General features: G+C 45.0%; 12 protein-coding genes. 4 read left to right on the forward strand and 8 right to left on the reverse strand.

The genetic code is table 11. The features are described from left to right. Nucleotides 1–14 precede the first annotated feature (14 nt). Nucleotides 15–917 carry a carbohydrate ABC transporter permease gene (locus tag G358_RS0102700; RefSeq protein WP_033403779.1) on the forward strand — a complete coding sequence of 301 codons (903 nt, stop codon included), beginning with the start codon at nt 15–17 and terminating at the stop codon, nt 915–917. Nucleotides 918–945: 28 nt separating this feature from the next. Further along, a complete protein-coding gene (locus G358_RS0102705; RefSeq protein ID WP_019635670.1) occupies nt 946–1791 on the forward strand; it encodes a carbohydrate ABC transporter permease in 846 nt (281 codons plus the stop codon). A 1437-nt stretch (nt 1792–3228) separates the two neighbouring features. Here the strand turns inward: G358_RS0102705 and G358_RS0102710 are convergent. From G358_RS0102710 to G358_RS0102745, 8 genes are all read right to left on the reverse strand, one after another. Continuing rightward, nucleotides 3229–4746, reverse strand: a complete 1518-nt coding sequence (locus G358_RS0102710) for a glycoside hydrolase family 43 protein (protein WP_019635671.1) — start codon at nt 4744–4746, stop codon at nt 3229–3231. Between the two features lie 358 nt (nt 4747–5104). Further along, nucleotides 5105–5944 carry a carbohydrate ABC transporter permease gene (locus tag G358_RS0102715; RefSeq protein ID WP_019635672.1) on the reverse strand — a complete coding sequence of 280 codons (840 nt, stop codon included), beginning with the start codon at nt 5942–5944 and terminating at the stop codon, nt 5105–5107. Nucleotides 5945–5962: 18 nt separating this feature from the next. After that, a complete protein-coding gene (locus G358_RS0102720) occupies nt 5963–6847 on the reverse strand; it encodes a carbohydrate ABC transporter permease (RefSeq protein WP_019635673.1) in 885 nt (294 codons plus the stop codon). Nucleotides 6848–6920: 73 nt separating this feature from the next. After that, the gene (locus G358_RS0102725) at nt 6921–8204 is read right to left on the reverse strand and encodes an extracellular solute-binding protein (protein ID WP_019635674.1); all 1284 of its coding nucleotides are present in this window, start codon (nt 8202–8204) and stop codon (nt 6921–6923) included. Between the two features lie 84 nt (nt 8205–8288). After that, the gene (locus tag G358_RS0102730) at nt 8289–9758 is read right to left on the reverse strand and encodes a response regulator transcription factor (protein WP_019635675.1); all 1470 of its coding nucleotides are present in this window, start codon (nt 9756–9758) and stop codon (nt 8289–8291) included. Beyond that, nucleotides 9739–11490 (reverse strand): cache domain-containing sensor histidine kinase, encoded by a 1752-nt coding sequence (locus tag G358_RS0102735; protein ID WP_019635676.1) that lies wholly within the window; start codon nt 11488–11490, stop codon nt 9739–9741. The genes G358_RS0102730 and G358_RS0102735 overlap by 20 nt, the downstream gene beginning before the upstream one ends. A gap of 211 nt (nt 11491–11701) precedes the next feature. Next, the gene (locus tag G358_RS0102740; protein ID WP_019635677.1) at nt 11702–13030 is read right to left on the reverse strand and encodes a helix-turn-helix domain-containing protein; all 1329 of its coding nucleotides are present in this window, start codon (nt 13028–13030) and stop codon (nt 11702–11704) included. A gap of 358 nt (nt 13031–13388) precedes the next feature. After that, the gene (locus G358_RS0102745) at nt 13389–14780 is read right to left on the reverse strand and encodes a helix-turn-helix domain-containing protein (RefSeq protein WP_019635678.1); all 1392 of its coding nucleotides are present in this window, start codon (nt 14778–14780) and stop codon (nt 13389–13391) included. A 451-nt stretch (nt 14781–15231) separates the two neighbouring features. Between G358_RS0102745 and G358_RS29365 the strand changes: the two genes are divergently transcribed. Together G358_RS29365 and G358_RS29370 are read left to right on the forward strand one after the other, a co-directional pair. Further along, nucleotides 15232–15642: an HI0074 family nucleotidyltransferase substrate-binding subunit gene (locus tag G358_RS29365; RefSeq protein ID WP_019635679.1), complete on the forward strand. Its 411-nt coding sequence runs from the start codon at nt 15232–15234 to the stop codon at nt 15640–15642. Then, nucleotides 15633–15950: a nucleotidyltransferase family protein gene (locus tag G358_RS29370; protein ID WP_019635680.1), complete on the forward strand. Its 318-nt coding sequence runs from the start codon at nt 15633–15635 to the stop codon at nt 15948–15950. The genes G358_RS29365 and G358_RS29370 overlap by 10 nt, the downstream gene beginning before the upstream one ends. Nucleotides 15951–16262: the final 312 nt, after the last annotated feature.

Below are 16262 nucleotides of genomic sequence, written 5' to 3' on the forward strand. Positions count from 1 at the left end.
AACGTGGTGAGAACATGAAAAAAGCAGCAATGAGTTTGCGAGAAAGAAAATTCCGGCGAATTGCGTACATATATGTACTGCCTGCGCTGTTGTTTTTTTTCCTGCTGAACGCATATCCGTTATTGAGCGTATTGTGGGACAGCTTTCAAATTAAAAATTTGCTGAATAAGGCCGTAAGCGGTTTTGCTGGTATGGAAAACTATAAAGAGGTGATTTCCAACGAGTACTTTCTTGGCACGTTGCGCAACACGTTCATTTGGACCGTATTATCTGTGGCAGGGGAATACATTTTGGGTTTGACCTCGGCGGTGGCGTTAAACCAAAACGTGCGGGGCAGAACTTTTTTTCGGGCGCTTGTTATTATTCCATGGATCGTACCAATCGTAGTGGCTGGGTTGACCTGGGATTGGATGTTGTCGCCGGACTACGGCATCATCAATTATTGGCTAACAAGCATGGGATTGATAAAGGAACCGGTATATTGGCTTGGCGAGATGGATACAGCGCTGCTCACAATTGTGTTTGTGAATATTTGGCGCAGCTTTCCGTTTTATACCATTACTTTGCTGGCAGGGCTGCAGTCCGTATCCCGTGATGTGCTTGAGGCGGCTGCCATAGACGGAGCAGGAGTAAGACAGCGTTTCTTCAAAATCGTTATGCCGCAGTTGAAGACTGTCTCCCTGACCATTGTTTTTATTCATATCATTTGGACAGCGATCAATTTCGACTTCATTTGGATCATGACTCAAGGGGGGCCGCTGCATTCCTCGGAGACGCTGCCGATTATGATCTACCGTTATGCGATGCAGGAATACAATTTCGGAAATGCCTCCGCGCTAGCCTCGATGATGCTCGGATTTATGCTTAGCGGATTTATTCTATATTACCTCTACACTGCAAGAAAGAGCCGGGCTTAATCGCCCACAGGATGGAGTGAGAACAGCAATGCTTATGAGCAAAAAGAAGAAAAATTTTCTGCAGGCTGTAACGTATATCGTCTTGATCGGATTTTCATTGTATTGCGTGTTTCCGTTTTTGTGGATGTTTGTGACATCCATTAAACCAATGAAGGAAATTCGCTCCGTTACACCAAGCTTTTGGACCAGTGCGCCTACTTTTATGCATTTTGATAATGTACTGAACAATTCCGCCTTTTTGACCTTTTTTAAAAATAGCATGTTTATCGCAGTCACCTCTACGGTGACCGCGATCGTTATTTCTATCTTTGCTGGGTATGCCTTAAGCCGTTTTTTACGCTTTCGCGGCATTAAATTGTTCAGTGTGGCGATGCTGCTGTCACAAATGATTCCCGGTGTGCTGCTTCTGATCCCACTTTATTTGATTATGAGCAACCTGGGCTTGATTAACACATATCTTTCGCTAATTTTGGCGTATACGACTTTCACGGTTCCGTTGTGCACGTTCATGATGAAGAGTTTCTTTGACGGTGTGCCGTTTGAGATGGAGGAGGCGGCGGAAATAGACGGCTGCTCCAAGCTTGGCATTATATTTCGAATCTTGCTGCCCGTTTCGCTGCCAAGTCTCGTTTCGACATCCTTGTTTGCATTCCTCAACGCGTGGAACGAATTCATGTTTGGCTTCGTCTTCATCAACGATGAGTCGCACCGCACCTTGACCCCGGGAATCAGTCTGTTCAAGGGTCTGTATCAGACCGATTGGGGCAGCCTGATGGCATCTTCTGTCCTAAGTGTGCTGCCGGTCATTTTGCTGTTCATTTTCTTGCAGCGCTTCATCGTGGAAGGAATGACTTCGGGTTCAGTGAAAGGTTGAAAGCTACAAAGCTAGAAGAGCTAAAGAGCTAAAGAGCAAAAGAGCTAAAAAGGCTAAAAGGATATAACAGGATTAAAAGGAGGTCAGCGATACGGGCTTTTCAATAAAGCCGTATTCGTTAATGCAGGCGGACTCAGACTATTGGATTTCAGTTTTGTTTCGCTTTAGATCAGGGGGTTCCGGTAGATTGTGTATGATAATTCGAATATAATCCCTGGATTCTGCCGCAACGCGAGAATTGTGTATGATAATTCGAATACAATCCATGGATTCGGCCGTAACGCGAGAATTGTGTATGATAATTCGAATACAATGCCTGAATCCTGCCGCAACGCGAGAATTGTGTATGATAATTCGAATACAATGCCTGAATCCTGCTACAACTCGAGTGTTGTGTATGATAATTCGAATACAATCCCTGGATTCTGCCGCAACACGAGAATTGTGTATGATAATTCGAATACATTCCCTGGATTCTGCCGCAACGCGAGAATTGTGTATGATAATTCAAATATAATCCCTGGATTCGGCCGCAACGCGAGAATTGTGTATGATAATTCGAATATAATCCCTGAATCCTGCCGCAACGCGAGTGTTGTGTATGATAATTCGAATACAATGCCTGAATCCTGCCGCAACGTGAGTGTTGTGTATGATAATTCGAATACATTCCCTGGATTCTGCCGCAACGCGAGAATTGTGTATGATAATTCGAATACAATCCTGGATTCGGCCGCAACGCGAGAATTGTGTATGATAATTCGAATACAATCCCTGGATTCGGCCGCAACGCGAGTGTTGTGTATGATAATTCGAATACATTCCCTGAATCCTGCCGCAACACGAGAATTGTGTATGATATTTCAAATACAATCTCTTGATCCAGACGTTACACGAATACTCATTGTACGGCATTACATCCCCCTACGCCTACGCCCACCCCATGCCGGACTGGGCGGCTTCAAAGCAGCAACTGTTTAGCAGCTACTTCCCGATCGGATGAACGAAATCGTCACAGCGAGCGCAAGAGCAGATCATAAGTGGTCGGCATGCTCATATCGTCAATTCTAGCAATGTATCCGAGCACTGCCCAGTTATATTAAGGTATATTTGTTTATTTACTTATTCGTAGATTTCCAAGCTGCGAAAGTTGAGTGAACAAATTTTAATCTAGTGTTAATTTATCGAGGGGAATTGAGAGTGAGCGTGCTCCGATAATTGATGCAAATACAACTAGCCTTCCCATCGGGAAGGCTAGTTGTTAGATAGATTGAGAAGGCTAGTTGTACATTATTAGCAAAGTCCATGCTACATATTGGCCAAACAAATGCTAAGTTACTTGAGTGTAGTTCATTTTACATATGCTAAGTTAATTTGAGTGTAGCTCATTTTACATAAAAATGAGACTGAAAGCCGAGAAAGCCAACGGCCAGCAAATTACTTATACTCAAACCAGTCGAAGGCCGCAGCAGCTAGGCTGCGTGCACCATTGCCCGTCGCGTACATTCCGATATATACCCCGGTGAAGCCGCCAGCCACTTCGGTGGACAAATAGCGGGACTCTCCCGTCCCTAACAGCACTTTATTTCCGTCAGGGAAAGTACAATAGAAGGAATACTGCTTAGGCGCAGCTTCAATTGTTAGCACGAGCTGCCCTTCTCCGCAGCGGACTTCAGCATCGACGACGATCAAGGAGCCTACTCTTTTGCGCAAGAAAACCGCCTTGTCCCCCGTCTTGTCGCCTGCCTTAAGGGTTACTCCGATTTCATAATGATGAAGCTCATCCATAAATACGGTCAAACCCGCTTCCTCTCCATCCGCCAAAGGTTCAAAGTCCAGGCAGGCCGAGGCGCTGCAATTGAACTTATCCTGCCGGCGGCCCACGAAAGTAGGGGAGCTGACATCGTTCATGCTCGCCGCTTCGCCATGTAATACCAGCCATCCCGGACGCTCGGACAGGGACCACTGTTCGGGACGGATATTGCGAATGAAATTCCAGGGCATGCCCAGCAGTGGGAGGTCAAAGTCATCCCTTTCGGGCGGTACCTCCCATGGACAAAGCGGCAAAGTGTCCGTTTCGATCTGCAAATCTACAACGCCGGAGTCGCCGATGATCGGCCAGCCATCGTCTGTCCATTGCACAGGGGCAAGATATGTCTCTCTGCCCAAATGATGCTGATAGGGGTAGTCTACTGGGCGAATGCCTAGAAATACCGCCCACCAGCTGCCATCATGAGCTTCAATCAAATCGGCATGGCCTGTGGCATGAACGGGATGATTCAGACTGCGGTGGCTGAGAATCGGATTGTGCGGACATGACTCAAAAGGTCCATAAGGGTTGTCCGATCTGGAAATCGTTACCATATGGCCATATTCCGTGCCGCCTTCCGCACACAGTAAATAGTAAGTGTCTTTGATGCGGTAAAGATGCGGCGCTTCAGGGAATTTGCCGCCTGTTCCCATCCAGATCAGCTTGCTCTCCGTAAGCTTTTTACCCGTATCAATATCAATCTCACACTGGTAGATGCCATTGCTTTGCAGTGCGCCGGTGCTTGTGAAATACACTTTCCCGTCATCATCAAAATAAAGCGAAGGATCAATGCCAGCCTGGTCCACGTAGATAGGATCGGACCAAGGGCCTGCCGGGTCTTCCGTCCAGACATAGAAATGGCCGCCATGATCGACATTCGTCGTTGTCATATAGAAACGGTTGTTGTGATAACGCAGCGTTGGCGCATAGATTCCGCCCGATATGGGGGAGTTGTGCAAGGGAAGCTGACGGTCGGTCGTTAAGCAGTGTCCGATTTGCCGCCAATGAATCAAGTCTTTGCTATAAAAAATCGGAACGCCGGGAAAGTAGGCAAAGGTGCTCGTCACCAAATAATAATCCTCGCCTACCCGGCATACGCTTGGATCCGGGTAAAAGCCTGGTATAACTGGGTTTTCGTAGTTCATTCGGAAATCCTCCTTTACATAAAGGCCAAGATCGTCACTTATGGGACGAGCTCGTTTTTTATGGGTCAAGATCATCACTTATCGGATGAGTTCGTGTTTATAGGCCAAGAACATCACCTATCGGATGAGCTCGTGTTTATAGGCCAAGTCGTCACTTATGGGACGAGCTCGTCTTTTATAGGTTAAGATCATCACTTATAGATTAAGTCCTCTTCCCGTGAGTCAAGATCGTCTCTAGTGGATTAAGCTCATCTCTTATAGATCAAGATCGATCGTCCCTAATTAGTTAAGTTTCACATCTTATAGGTCAAGATCATCACTTATAGTCAAGCTGACTTTTCATAGGACAGGCATGTCCTTAGCCCTTGACGGCACCGGCAGTCAGGCTTTTCTCCACCTGAGTGTTCAGGAGGACGTAAATCAGAATGGTTGGCAGCGTGGCGATAAACAACCCCGCGCCGATTGGCCCCCAGGCTGTGGAGTACTGCCCGACCATGGACATGATCCCAACGGTGAGCGTTTTGATCTCTTCTTTGTTAATGAACGTGATGGCAAACATCAGTTCATTCCAGCTGCTCAAATAAGTGAAAATGGCCACAGTGGCGATAGCTGGCTGAACGAGCGGCAGCATGATTTTCAGAAACGTGCGGTAAATGCCGCTGCCGTCGATAAAGGCGGATTCCTCCAGATCCTTCGGTACTGTGTCGAAGAAGTTGGCCAGAACGAATATAGCCAACGACAGGCCGAATGCGGTATACGGCAAAATAAGCGCCAAGTGCGTGTTAAGCAAGCTCAAATTTTTTAAGATCAGAAACACAGGCAGCAAAGAGGCATGAATAGGAATCATAAGTCCCAGCAAAAAGATCGTCAGCATCAGCTTGCTCAGCTTCCATCTCATGCGTGAAATCGCATAGGAGGCCATGGCGGCAAAAATGGAAGTCAGGGCTATCGTGACAAACGTGACGACGATACTGTTGAATAAATACAAGCCGAGCTTGCCGTTGGCAAACACTTGCGAATAGTTCTCCCAGCGCCACACCTTCGGCAGGCCGATAATGTTCCCGCTGAAAATTTCCGAGTTGTCTTTTAATGAAAACAACAGCAGCCACACAATCGGAAACAGCTGCACTGCAGCGACAGCGATCAATCCTAACTGTGTGAGCGATTTTTTATATACAGAGCCCGGAGTCGATCTCATAGGTTAACCCCTCCGCATTCAATACGTAATTTGTTCAGTCTTGAACATTTTTTGGATGATGACAGTAAACAGCAGGCATTCCAGAATGATCATGATCGCCATGGCGCTGCCATATCCATACAGATATTGATTAAAGATATTGTTGAACATCCATGTGCTCGGCACCTCACTGGCGTGTACAGGACCGCCGTTCGTCAGAACATAAATGAAGTCGAAGGTCTTTAAGGAGCCGATAACGGCAAAGATGACTGACACCTGCAGCATCGGTTTAATTAAAGGAATGGTGATGTGCAGTGCGGACTTCAAGCCCGTGGCCCCGTCAATCCGCGCAGCTTCATAAATGTCGTCGGGAATCGATTTCGCGGAAGCGAACATCAGCAGCATGTGATAGCCGATATATTGCCAGACGATCGGGACAAAGGCGGCGCCCAGCGCCGTGGACTCGCTGCCAAGCCACTCTCTTTTCCAAGCATCCAGTCCCAGGGAGCCAAGCACATCGTTCAATAGACCGAAGCTGGGATGATAAATTTTCATCCATAGCTGCCCGATGACTACCGTAGACATGACAACGGGAATAAAATATACCGTACGGTAAAAACGGCTGCCCTTCACTTTACTGGCCAAAACGAGAGCCAGAATGAGCGATATAGGGAGCTGTATGAATACGGACAATACCGCTAGCAATATGGAGTTCCATAGCGATTTGATAAAGATAGGATCCCCCGTAAACAGCTTGATATAGTTTTGGATTCCGATAAACGTCCCTTGGGATATCCCATTCCAGTCCAGCAGACTATAGTAGGTGGAGATCAGGATGGGCAGTAATACGATGAGGCAGTACACGATAAAAGCAGGCAGCACAAATATCATAATCGCCTTTTTGTCCCGCATGACACGATCCATATTTTACACAACCTTTCGCTTGACTACATAAAAGAAGAGGAGCGCTTAAGCTCCCCTTCACAGAACAGCGCTATTATTCATTAATCGCCTGCATCTCTTTGGCAAATTGCTCTGGTGTAATATTGTTTGTCAGCAGCTGCGCTACCAGGTTTTTATGCTTCTCGGCATCTTGTCCTTCCAGATAAATGTCCCAAGGAGGCACAATGCCAGTGGCGCTTTCGGTCTGTTTTACCAAGTCAGCAAGCAAAGGATTAATTTTCGACTCGTCTACTTCTGTCGTTTTCCAAGTCGGCAAGCCTGCTCCAACCTGATAGCCTTCATTCGATAAATTTTCCGTCAAGTATTTCAAGACTTGAACCGCTTCGTCCTTGTGCGGGGTGTTCGAGCTGACCATGAACGTATCATTCACGCCGCCCAGCCATTCATCTCCGCTGCTGGTTGTTCCGCTGACAAGCGGGAAGTTCATCGCTTTAACCTTGCCTTTAATGGCAGAGGAATCACTTTCCAGCGCAGTAGCTACCCAGCTTCCGTTGTAGTACATCGGAATTTGTCCTGAGGCAAACACAGCCTCGGATTCATCCCGTGACAGCCCCATAAATCCATCGGCGAATGCGTCTGCATTTGCCAGTTCCTGCAGCTTTCGAGCCGCTTCCACAAATACCGGGTCTTCAAAGGACGTTCCGCCCTTGAGGGCATCCAGATTCAAATCCGCGCCGCCTTCACGCAGGGCTAGGACATCATAGTAGAACATGCTTGGCCAGAGGTCTTTTCCGCCGACAGCGATCGGATTGATGCCTTTTTCTCTAAAGGCCTTTACCGCAGTCAACAGCTCTTCGTAATTTGCAGGCACAGCAATTCCATTCGCATCGAACAGCTCTTCATTGACGAAGAACGTTCCTACATACAAAGTGAATGGCAGACCGTAAATGTTATCATCATACGTGAAGTTTTCCAGAGAGCCGGCGAGTACCCGATCTTTGGTTCCATCGTTTAAATATTCGTTTAGAGGCAGCAGTGTTCCGCTCTCAGCAAACGGCTTGGAAAAGCCCGCTCCCCATGTGAAAAAGATATCCGGCAGCTCATTGGCTGCTGCTGCGGTTTTAATTTTTGTCTTATAAGATTCTCCCGCAGTCGCTTCCACTTTAAGTTGAATCGTTGGATTGTTCGCATTCCAATCCGCTACAATTTTGTCAATCGGCGCTTTGAAAGTATCCCCGTCTGAAGCCCATGTCGTCCAGATCGTTAAATTTTTGACAGCGGCTTCATTTGAGCCCTCACTGGCTTTGTTTGCGCTTCCGCAAGCGGCAAGCGTGAACGTCAGCAATACGGCAGCGGCTATTAAGCCTAAGCGTTTCATTGATGATTCCCCCTGAATTCATATTCGTCATGACACAATCATCTTCTCATGGATGCCGATTCCGGAGAATTTAATAATTTTACCTTATTGGTTAAATTTTTTACGGTATAAATTAACGGGCTCGCCCGTATATTTTTTAAACATGATTCCGAAATAGTGGGGATTTTTAATGCCGATTTCTTCCGCCACTTCGTACACTTTCAATTGCGTATGAGATAATAAATATTTTGCCCGCTCCATGCGCAGCCTCGTTAAATATTCGACAAAGGAGTAGCCGCTCTCTGCTTTGAACGTTCGGCTCAAATAGCTCGGATTTAAATAAAAATGGGCAGCAACTCCCGATAAGGACAGCTCTTCATCTTGAAAATGGTCCTCTAAATGTTGCATGACGCTCTGGATGGTATCGCTGAGCTTGCGCTCATCTACACCGGCAGTCTGGCCCTTTTGGGCGGCGATTTCGGTTAAGTAGTCCGTAAACTCCGTGAACCGGGACAGCTTTGATATTTCTGAACGATTATGAACGGCTTCGGCATCGCCGGAGATGACCATTTCAAGCTGTAGTGCCCGCAAACGCATCGCCTGCAGGGCGTCAGCATAGTCCAAATTAACTTCCAGCAGTGCAGCTTGGATGAGCTCCCGAACTCTGGGCAGCAATTTAGCGTATAGGGCAAATTGCAGGTTATCGAGACTATACGTCAGCTTTGGAGGCTGCGGCAGCCATTCCCGCCTGCTCGCATAATCGATACATTCACCCGGCCCGGTAATGATTTTATATTGCAGTGCAATCAAGGCTTCCCTGTAGGAATGCTCAGCTTCACTAAGCTTCTCTTTTCTCGTACCCCGGCCAACGCTGATAGCAGAAGCGAAGGGAAGCTGCTCCGTAATTTTCCAGGCAGAGTTGCCGCTGATAAAAACATGACGCCGGTCAAAATCGACGGCAAAATATACCGCCATCTCATTTCGGACCGCCGCCCGGCAGTTTTCCAAAAATGCGTGCTCATCCGTTCCGGCTTCCATCTCGGCGACAATCACCTCGATGCCGTCGTGCTGAGGGAACAACGCTGCTTCAATTTGCCTGTACTCATTGGCGGTAAATTGACCGCGGATTAGCTGGAGCAGCCGCTCTTCGGTCACCCGCTCGCTTATCGTAAGATTTTCCTTCCGCTGGCTTTCGATTTTTTGCCGCAGATTTTGAAATAAAACCGTTAGTTTCTCGTCATTGATCGGCTTGAGAATATAATGATCCACTCCTAGCTCGATCGCGCTTCTTGCGTATTCAAATTCACTATACCCGGATAAGATAACAATTTTAATGTGGGGATAGGACTCTTTAATGATCGCGGACAGTTCCAATCCATCGCGGCTCGGCATGCATATGTCTGTAATAACAACCTCCGGCTCATGCGTTTCGATCAAATGTAAAGCATCCTCTACGTTTTCTGCCTCGCCGGCAATCCGGTAGCCGAGCTTCCCCCAGTCGATACAGTATTTGAGTAAATCTCTGACCAAATACTCATCGTCAACAATTAGGATGTTAATCATCGATGCTGTCATTTTTGTCTCTCCCTGTGAGTGGAATCAATATCGTAATTAGCGTGCCTTGCCCCGGTGTGCTGTCGACAGTAACAATGTTGTCCGCATCGTAAAATAAGCTTAATCGTTCAATGGTACTGCTTAATCCAAAACCTGCTCTTTCGTCATTCTGCGCTCTCGAGGCAGACCGATGAGCTGCCTTTTCAGCCAGATCCATGCCTATGCCGTTATCTTCAACGGTGAGCCGCAAGCGGTCTCCGGCCTTCTTGGCCGTAATCGTAATCTGGCCTGCTTTCCCTTTGGGTTTAATTCCATGATACAAGGCGTTCTCTACGAGCGGCTGCAGCACCAGCTTCAGGATGGGGAGGCCGATGAAACGCTCATCTATATCAATTTCTAAATGGACTAGGTCGCGGTAGCGGATATTTTGAATTTTGATATAGCTTTTGACAATTTCGATTTCCTTGCCTAAAGTAATGATTTCATTCCCGCTGTTGAGGCTGTGGCAGTAGTAGGTCCCCAGCGATTTGACCATATCGTAAACAAGCTCCGTTCTGCCTGCGAAGGAGAGGGAGCTGATGGCATCAAAAGCGTTATAGAGAAAATGCGGCTTAATTTGCGCCTGAATTACATTTAACTCGGCGTTCCGTAATCTTTTCTGCTTATCGATGATCTGGTTAATCAGAGCTTGAATCTCTTTGATCATGACATTATACCCGTCCCGCAGGGCAGTCATTTCATAGCTTGTCGCTTTAAATTTCAATTCGGTGAAATGCCCGTTATGCACCTTCCGCATAGAGCTTACAAGCTCTCCGATCGGAACGGTGACAAATCTGGAGATGACCAGGGAACCGATGAAAAGCAAGGCGCCGTTAAACAACAGTAAACCGACCGTCGTTAACTGGAACAGCTTGTTTTCCTTGGAGACATCCGAGAAAGGAACCGCTGATACAATAGACCAGCCGAAGGCTTGAATCGGAGTGTAGGATACCAAGTAGTTCATGTCGCTGTATTTTTCGATCACATATCCTTCTTTGGCAGGCAATTGTGTTTCGGGGAAATGATGGGGCTTTAAATGCCCGCCTGAAATCGATATTTGCTGCCGGGAATCATTGACGAGTTCAATATAGCTTTGCGTAGGAGCGCCCATCCGTTCGAAGGATGGCAAAATATCTGCAGAGTCGACATTAATGACGACCAGGCCGATAGGCTTCAAAGTATCCGTATCATTAATAACCCGGATGAGCGAGACCATATTTCCAGCGTCCGGCTTCAGCAGCCCGCCGGCATTCAGCTCGGTAAAAGGGGTCCCCCGCAGCGCCAGCGCCCGGTCCAGAAAACCGTTTTTCTTCAAATCGCTGAAGACCAGATTTTTCACCCCGGTCTTGTCCCCCGTATATCGGTTGCCATTCAGATCGTACACGTAAATCGAGTTCAGGAGCGGAGCGCTGTCCAGAAACTCCAGCAAATACAAATCCGTCCGGCGGATGTCTGCCAAAGTAACGTTATCCGGATAACGCAAGTTGCTTTGCACCGTCTCGTTGGCCAGCAGCATCTTGGAGTAATTGTTCACCGTATCCAAAGTCAGCAGCACATTTTCCCGTACCAGATTAATCGATTGATGGTTGACCTGGACCACTTTGTCAATAAGTATGCGGGAATTGATTTCTTTGTAAGCAACCCCTGTAATCGTTACTGTAATGACCAGCAGCAGGAAGTAATAGAGTAACATTTTGTTTCTAAGCTTGATCATGTTTGCCCCCATATGAAGTAATCAACTTTTGAAGTAGAAGTAACGATTCAGGCCGACCGGCATATCCGTGAACAGGCGCAAAACCGTTTATACTATTAGACTATGTAACAATTAAAGCGTCAATATTGAGAGGTGGCCTTCAAAAAAACAAAAGCAGCCCGCCTCGCAATGGAGAACAGCCCGCATTCATCATGAATTATAAAGTTATTATCTATATTTTCGTTTTGGCTTCCGCCAGCTTTCGTAAATGTTCGTACAGCCTCTTATAGTGCACTATTGACCGGTCATCCTTGATTTCTTCTGATTTGTTCATCCATTGGGAGAGGTAGTGAAAAGCAATGTCATACTCGCCCTTAGATAAATAATAATCAGTCAACTCGCAGAGCAGGCCGACGACCTGATTGTCGGTATAATGTTGGCTGTACAGATCATTGCCTTCCTGTTCCAGCAAGCCGGATATTTCTGCTTTGAATTTATCCAGGAGATGATCCACATTAATATTGTGACGGTTGGCAGCTATCATGATGTTGCATAAGCCGGTAGGAAGCTCCTTTTCTCTCGAAGCAATGAAATTCACATATTCGGGCAGCATTTCTAAATCGCCAGCCATGAGCCGGGTCAAATATATGTTGGCTTGCGTCCACTCCTCAAACAAGCTTTTCCAGTAAAGAGCTTCCTCGTCGGTTTCTCTTACCCATGACAAGTCGGCGGCGCGATAAGCTATTTGCAGGGCGGCCTCATACTCTTCCTGCTCATAATGAACGCTTCCTATTTGCAAGTTGCTAAAGGCGACATAAAAGAATAACGGCCGGGCGGTCTTCTTACGAAATTTTTGCTTTTCTCTCTTCGGAGAGTGCGCTAAGGAGTACTGAATTTTTGCCAATTCATTTAATTTCTTAGAGATGTCATATACTTTATCCCATCGGCGCAGCGACCGATAAGCATTTAACAATTCCTTCAAGGCATCTAGTTGATCCAATTCATCTAGGCGCTCGATATAGGGCTCGAAATGTAAAGCTGCTTGATAGTTTTTTTCCTGATCGGTTCCCAATCGGATTAAAAACAATCGATATTGGCAGAAGGCAAGCCGTTCTGAATGCTGATGCTTCTCGCTGTTTGCCACACTCTCAAATATTAAGGCTGCCGCTGCACGTTTGTTCTTGTGAAAGAGCTCTTCGGCAGCGTCGAACAACAGGGGCGCATACATGAGATCCTCCATTAACAGATTGATTACCCTCGTCACATACTCCAGCTTATCCAGCTCCGCACAGCGGTACAAGAAGGGGCGGAATCTGCGCCAGTGAGGGAGCGATTGACTTAAATATTCCTGGATGTACTGCTCGTAGAAGTAGCCTTCCGGAAGCCGCATGATGGAAGTAAGCCGATCCAACTGATCAACCGTTAGTACTTTATTTTTGTTGAGGATCGCGCTCAGTGTGCCTGCGTTCACCTCTGTTAACCTAGCCAAAGTAGTTAAATTGATATGATTTTGCTTCATGAAAAGATCCAGTTGTTTGAGAATGGGGGTGGGACTATGCATAAAGATTCATCCTTCGTAATAATTTAATTCTCTATAGCTAGATATTAAGCATTAATTCTCAAAAAAGTAATTTCAATAATATGGCATCAATGTTAGAAAATATTATATTGAGATAGAATTATGGGGCAATTAGAGGTTAGGGAAGTAAGGTAAATAATAGAGAGGGTTAATAATATAGGGCGTTATAGAACAAAGCCCAAATAAACCCCCGCATAGAGTACTCTTAACGGAGGCTTGCTTAGTATGGATCAAAGTTTTAGGAAGTATTATTTAGTTCTAGCCTCCATGCTGTGTAAAAGTAGTGAAAACCCTAGTATTTAGTGGGAGTTGAATAGGAACGGCCAGTGCAAATACAAAGCTAGTTGCCAAAAAAAGTAACAAGATTCTTTTCTTCATTTGTGTATACTCCTTTTACTAAAGTTTTATAACTTATTAGGGTTGCTGAAGATGCGAAATCTCTATATTGTTCAAACAGACCCATGCATTTAATAATACACCTTTTATTATTTATAATAGAGGACTTTTCAAGGCTTTCTAACAAAAATATAAATCCAGTAGTGTAATTATCTTTTTTCAAATAGTAGTAAGCAATATTATGCAATAATAAAGAAAATAGGTTTGCACTAAACTGTCTCTTATAGATGCCAAAAGTCACTTCCTCATTAACATAAGTTGAAATTTCTGGCTCGAATTGCTTAAGAATATCATCTACATTGAAATGATACCGGTTAGCTGCTTCCATAATATTAGATAGAGCTGAAATAAATTCATTTTTTTCTTTTTCGATATATGCAACGTATTCTGGAAGTATGCTGGCATCTCCAGATAATAATTTGTTTACATAAGTGTTGGCCTGCGCCCATTCCAGGAAAACTTTTTTCCAATGCATAGTGTCAACATCATCTTCCTTAACCCAGCTTAAATCGGCATAGGCATAGGTAAATTGCAATGCCTGTTCGTAGTCTCCTTGCGAGTCACAAACATCGGCATGGAATAAGTGGGACAAGGCGATGTAGGTGAACAATGGTCTGCTTGGTTTAGGAGATTTTTCATTCTTTTTAGGCTGAACTGTGAAGTATAGGGTTTTGGCCAAATGTTCCAGTCTATTTGCTATCATTTCAACTTTATTCCATTGGTTCAAAGAGCGGTATATGTTTCCTAAGTCCTTTAATGCATCCAACTGGTCCAGTTCATCTAACCGTTCTACATAAGGCTCGAATTGAATAGCTGCTTGATAGTTTTTCTCCTGATCGGTTCCCAAGCGAATTAAAAATAATCGGTAATGGCAGAAGGCGAGCCGTTCTGAATGCTGCTGCTTCTCGCTGTTTGCTACATTCTCAAATAATAAAGCCGCGGCCGCACGTTGATCTTTTTGAAAGAGGTCTTCAGCAACTTCAAATAAAAGGGGAGAATACATCAGATTCTCCATTAACAGGCTAGTAGCCTGTTTAATACATTCCAGCTTGTCTAAATCAGCACAACGATATAAGAAGGGTCTGAATCTCCGCCAATTGGGGATGGATTGACTTAAATACTCCTGGACATACCGCTCGTAAAAATAACCCTCTGGGAGATCCATAACCGAGGAAAGCCGATCCAAATGGTCTACTGTTAACATTTTATTCCCGTTGAGGATAGCGCTTAGTGTGCCTACATTAACCTGGGCCCTCTTTGCCAGGGTGCTTAAATTAATGTTCTCATGTTTCATAAACTCGTCTAGTTGTAAGAGAATTGGTGCTGTATGATTCATAAAATCATCCTTTAAATATTTCATGGAATGCACTTAAATATTAGTTACTAAATGAGTTTAAGAGAATTATATGGGGATAGCATGTTAACGACACCATTAATTGCTAACTTATTACAAATATAAACAATATTTGATGGGTGGTCAATTCTTTTATCATGATGTTGCAAATAATGAATTTTTATTAGTTTTATTTTTGTAGTGCAGACAAAGTAAGTATGAAGTATGGATTAGTAAATAATACTCTGCTTTAAACGATTGAAGAGATCATTAGGATAAAATTAAGGCATATTTCATGAAGAGCATATTTATAAGAGGTTAGTTGGAATTAAATTGGAAATAACTGGGCGTTCGGACCGAAAACCAAGTGTTGTTGGAGCTTACATCATATTGAATGAGACATAATAACTCTTAACTAGAATAAGAGAAATCGGCATGTGAGGAGGTAATTGCCTTGGATAACTTCTTTAGCTCTCAATCGAAAAGACAGCAGCTAAGAGAGAAGGAGTATTTGCGTGCTTTAGAGAAGTTGCAGGAGGTTATGATACCAGGCAGGGTGCCCAAAGAGTTTGAATTGGAGGTCGTGATCCAGCGGTTTAAGTTTACCTATGAGTTGGCATGGAAAGTACTGCAGGGAAGGCTGAAGGACTCGGGTGTAATTAACGTAGGAACCCCTAAGGACGCTTTTCGAGAAGCATTTTCCGCGGGGTGGATAGAGGGGGTAGAGGACTGGTGTGCTCTCATAAAAGACAGGAATTTTACCAGTCACGTATATCATGAGGAAATGGCTCGAAGTATCGTTAAAGCTGTGAAAGATAAACATTTCAATACTTTAAAAAGCTTGGGTGAACATTTATGTCAGTAGGCGGTATAAGTCCGGCAACGTTTGAGAGGATCATTTTTACTGTCAAGAAATATCCGGGCATTAGGAAGCTTTTTTTGTTTGGATCGAGAGCGAGAGGGGACTACAGCTATAATTCAGATATAGACCTGGCTTATGAGGCCGATTCTGACGTCCCTTCGATATTTTTTGTAGAGTTAGACGAAGCTGTAGGGATTTATTCTTTTAATTTAGTTAATTTAGCAGAATGTTCGAAGCACTTCAGAGAGGAGATTAGCAGTGATCTCCAGATGATCTACAACAAAGAAAAGGAAGACACACCGAAAAATTGACTAAGTATTGTTGCGGGTTGCTCAGCAGCCTTGTTTGTCATGAGCTCTGGAATTGTCAATTGTAAGGCTTCTTTTAGGCAGAGAAGTTTTATTTAGCGGAGATGGGCAACCCGTGTTTATACACAGGCGGGATTGGCCTAATATCACTATCCTTGTCCCTCCCCTGGACGAAAGCCCTCTTGTTCACCTATACATACGATGCTGTCTTCCCTATACTTGCTTTAAACTACAGATGATTGGAAGGGATTTAAGCTAGAGTCTGCAGGAAATGTCTGATAAAATAAATAAGTTATCAACGCTTCATTTCAAATT

The sequence above is a fragment of the Paenibacillus fonticola DSM 21315 genome (assembly GCF_000381905.1).
GTDB lineage: Bacteria > Bacillota > Bacilli > Paenibacillales > Paenibacillaceae > Fontibacillus > Fontibacillus fonticola.

Bases quoted from the DNA above. Each gene is read 5' to 3' on its own strand.
- G358_RS0102700 (WP_033403779.1), top strand. From the start codon at position 15: ATGAAAAAAGCAGCAATGAGTTTGCGAGAAAGAAAATTCCGGCGAATT.
- G358_RS0102705 (WP_019635670.1), top strand. From the start codon at position 946: ATGCTTATGAGCAAAAAGAAGAAAAATTTTCTGCAGGCTGTAACGTAT.
- G358_RS0102710 (WP_019635671.1), bottom strand. From the start codon at position 4,746: ATGAACTACGAAAACCCAGTTATACCAGGCTTTTACCCGGATCCAAGC.
- G358_RS0102715 (WP_019635672.1), bottom strand. From the start codon at position 5,944: ATGAGATCGACTCCGGGCTCTGTATATAAAAAATCGCTCACACAGTTA.
- G358_RS0102720 (WP_019635673.1), bottom strand. From the start codon at position 6,847: ATGGATCGTGTCATGCGGGACAAAAAGGCGATTATGATATTTGTGCTG.
- G358_RS0102725 (WP_019635674.1), bottom strand. From the start codon at position 8,204: ATGAAACGCTTAGGCTTAATAGCCGCTGCCGTATTGCTGACGTTCACG.
- G358_RS0102730 (WP_019635675.1), bottom strand. From the start codon at position 9,758: ATGACAGCATCGATGATTAACATCCTAATTGTTGACGATGAGTATTTG.
- G358_RS0102735 (WP_019635676.1), bottom strand. From the start codon at position 11,490: ATGATCAAGCTTAGAAACAAAATGTTACTCTATTACTTCCTGCTGCTG.
- G358_RS0102740 (WP_019635677.1), bottom strand. From the start codon at position 13,030: ATGCATAGTCCCACCCCCATTCTCAAACAACTGGATCTTTTCATGAAG.
- G358_RS0102745 (WP_019635678.1), bottom strand. From the start codon at position 14,780: ATGAATCATACAGCACCAATTCTCTTACAACTAGACGAGTTTATGAAA.
- G358_RS29370 (WP_019635680.1), top strand. From the start codon at position 15,633: ATGTCAGTAGGCGGTATAAGTCCGGCAACGTTTGAGAGGATCATTTTT.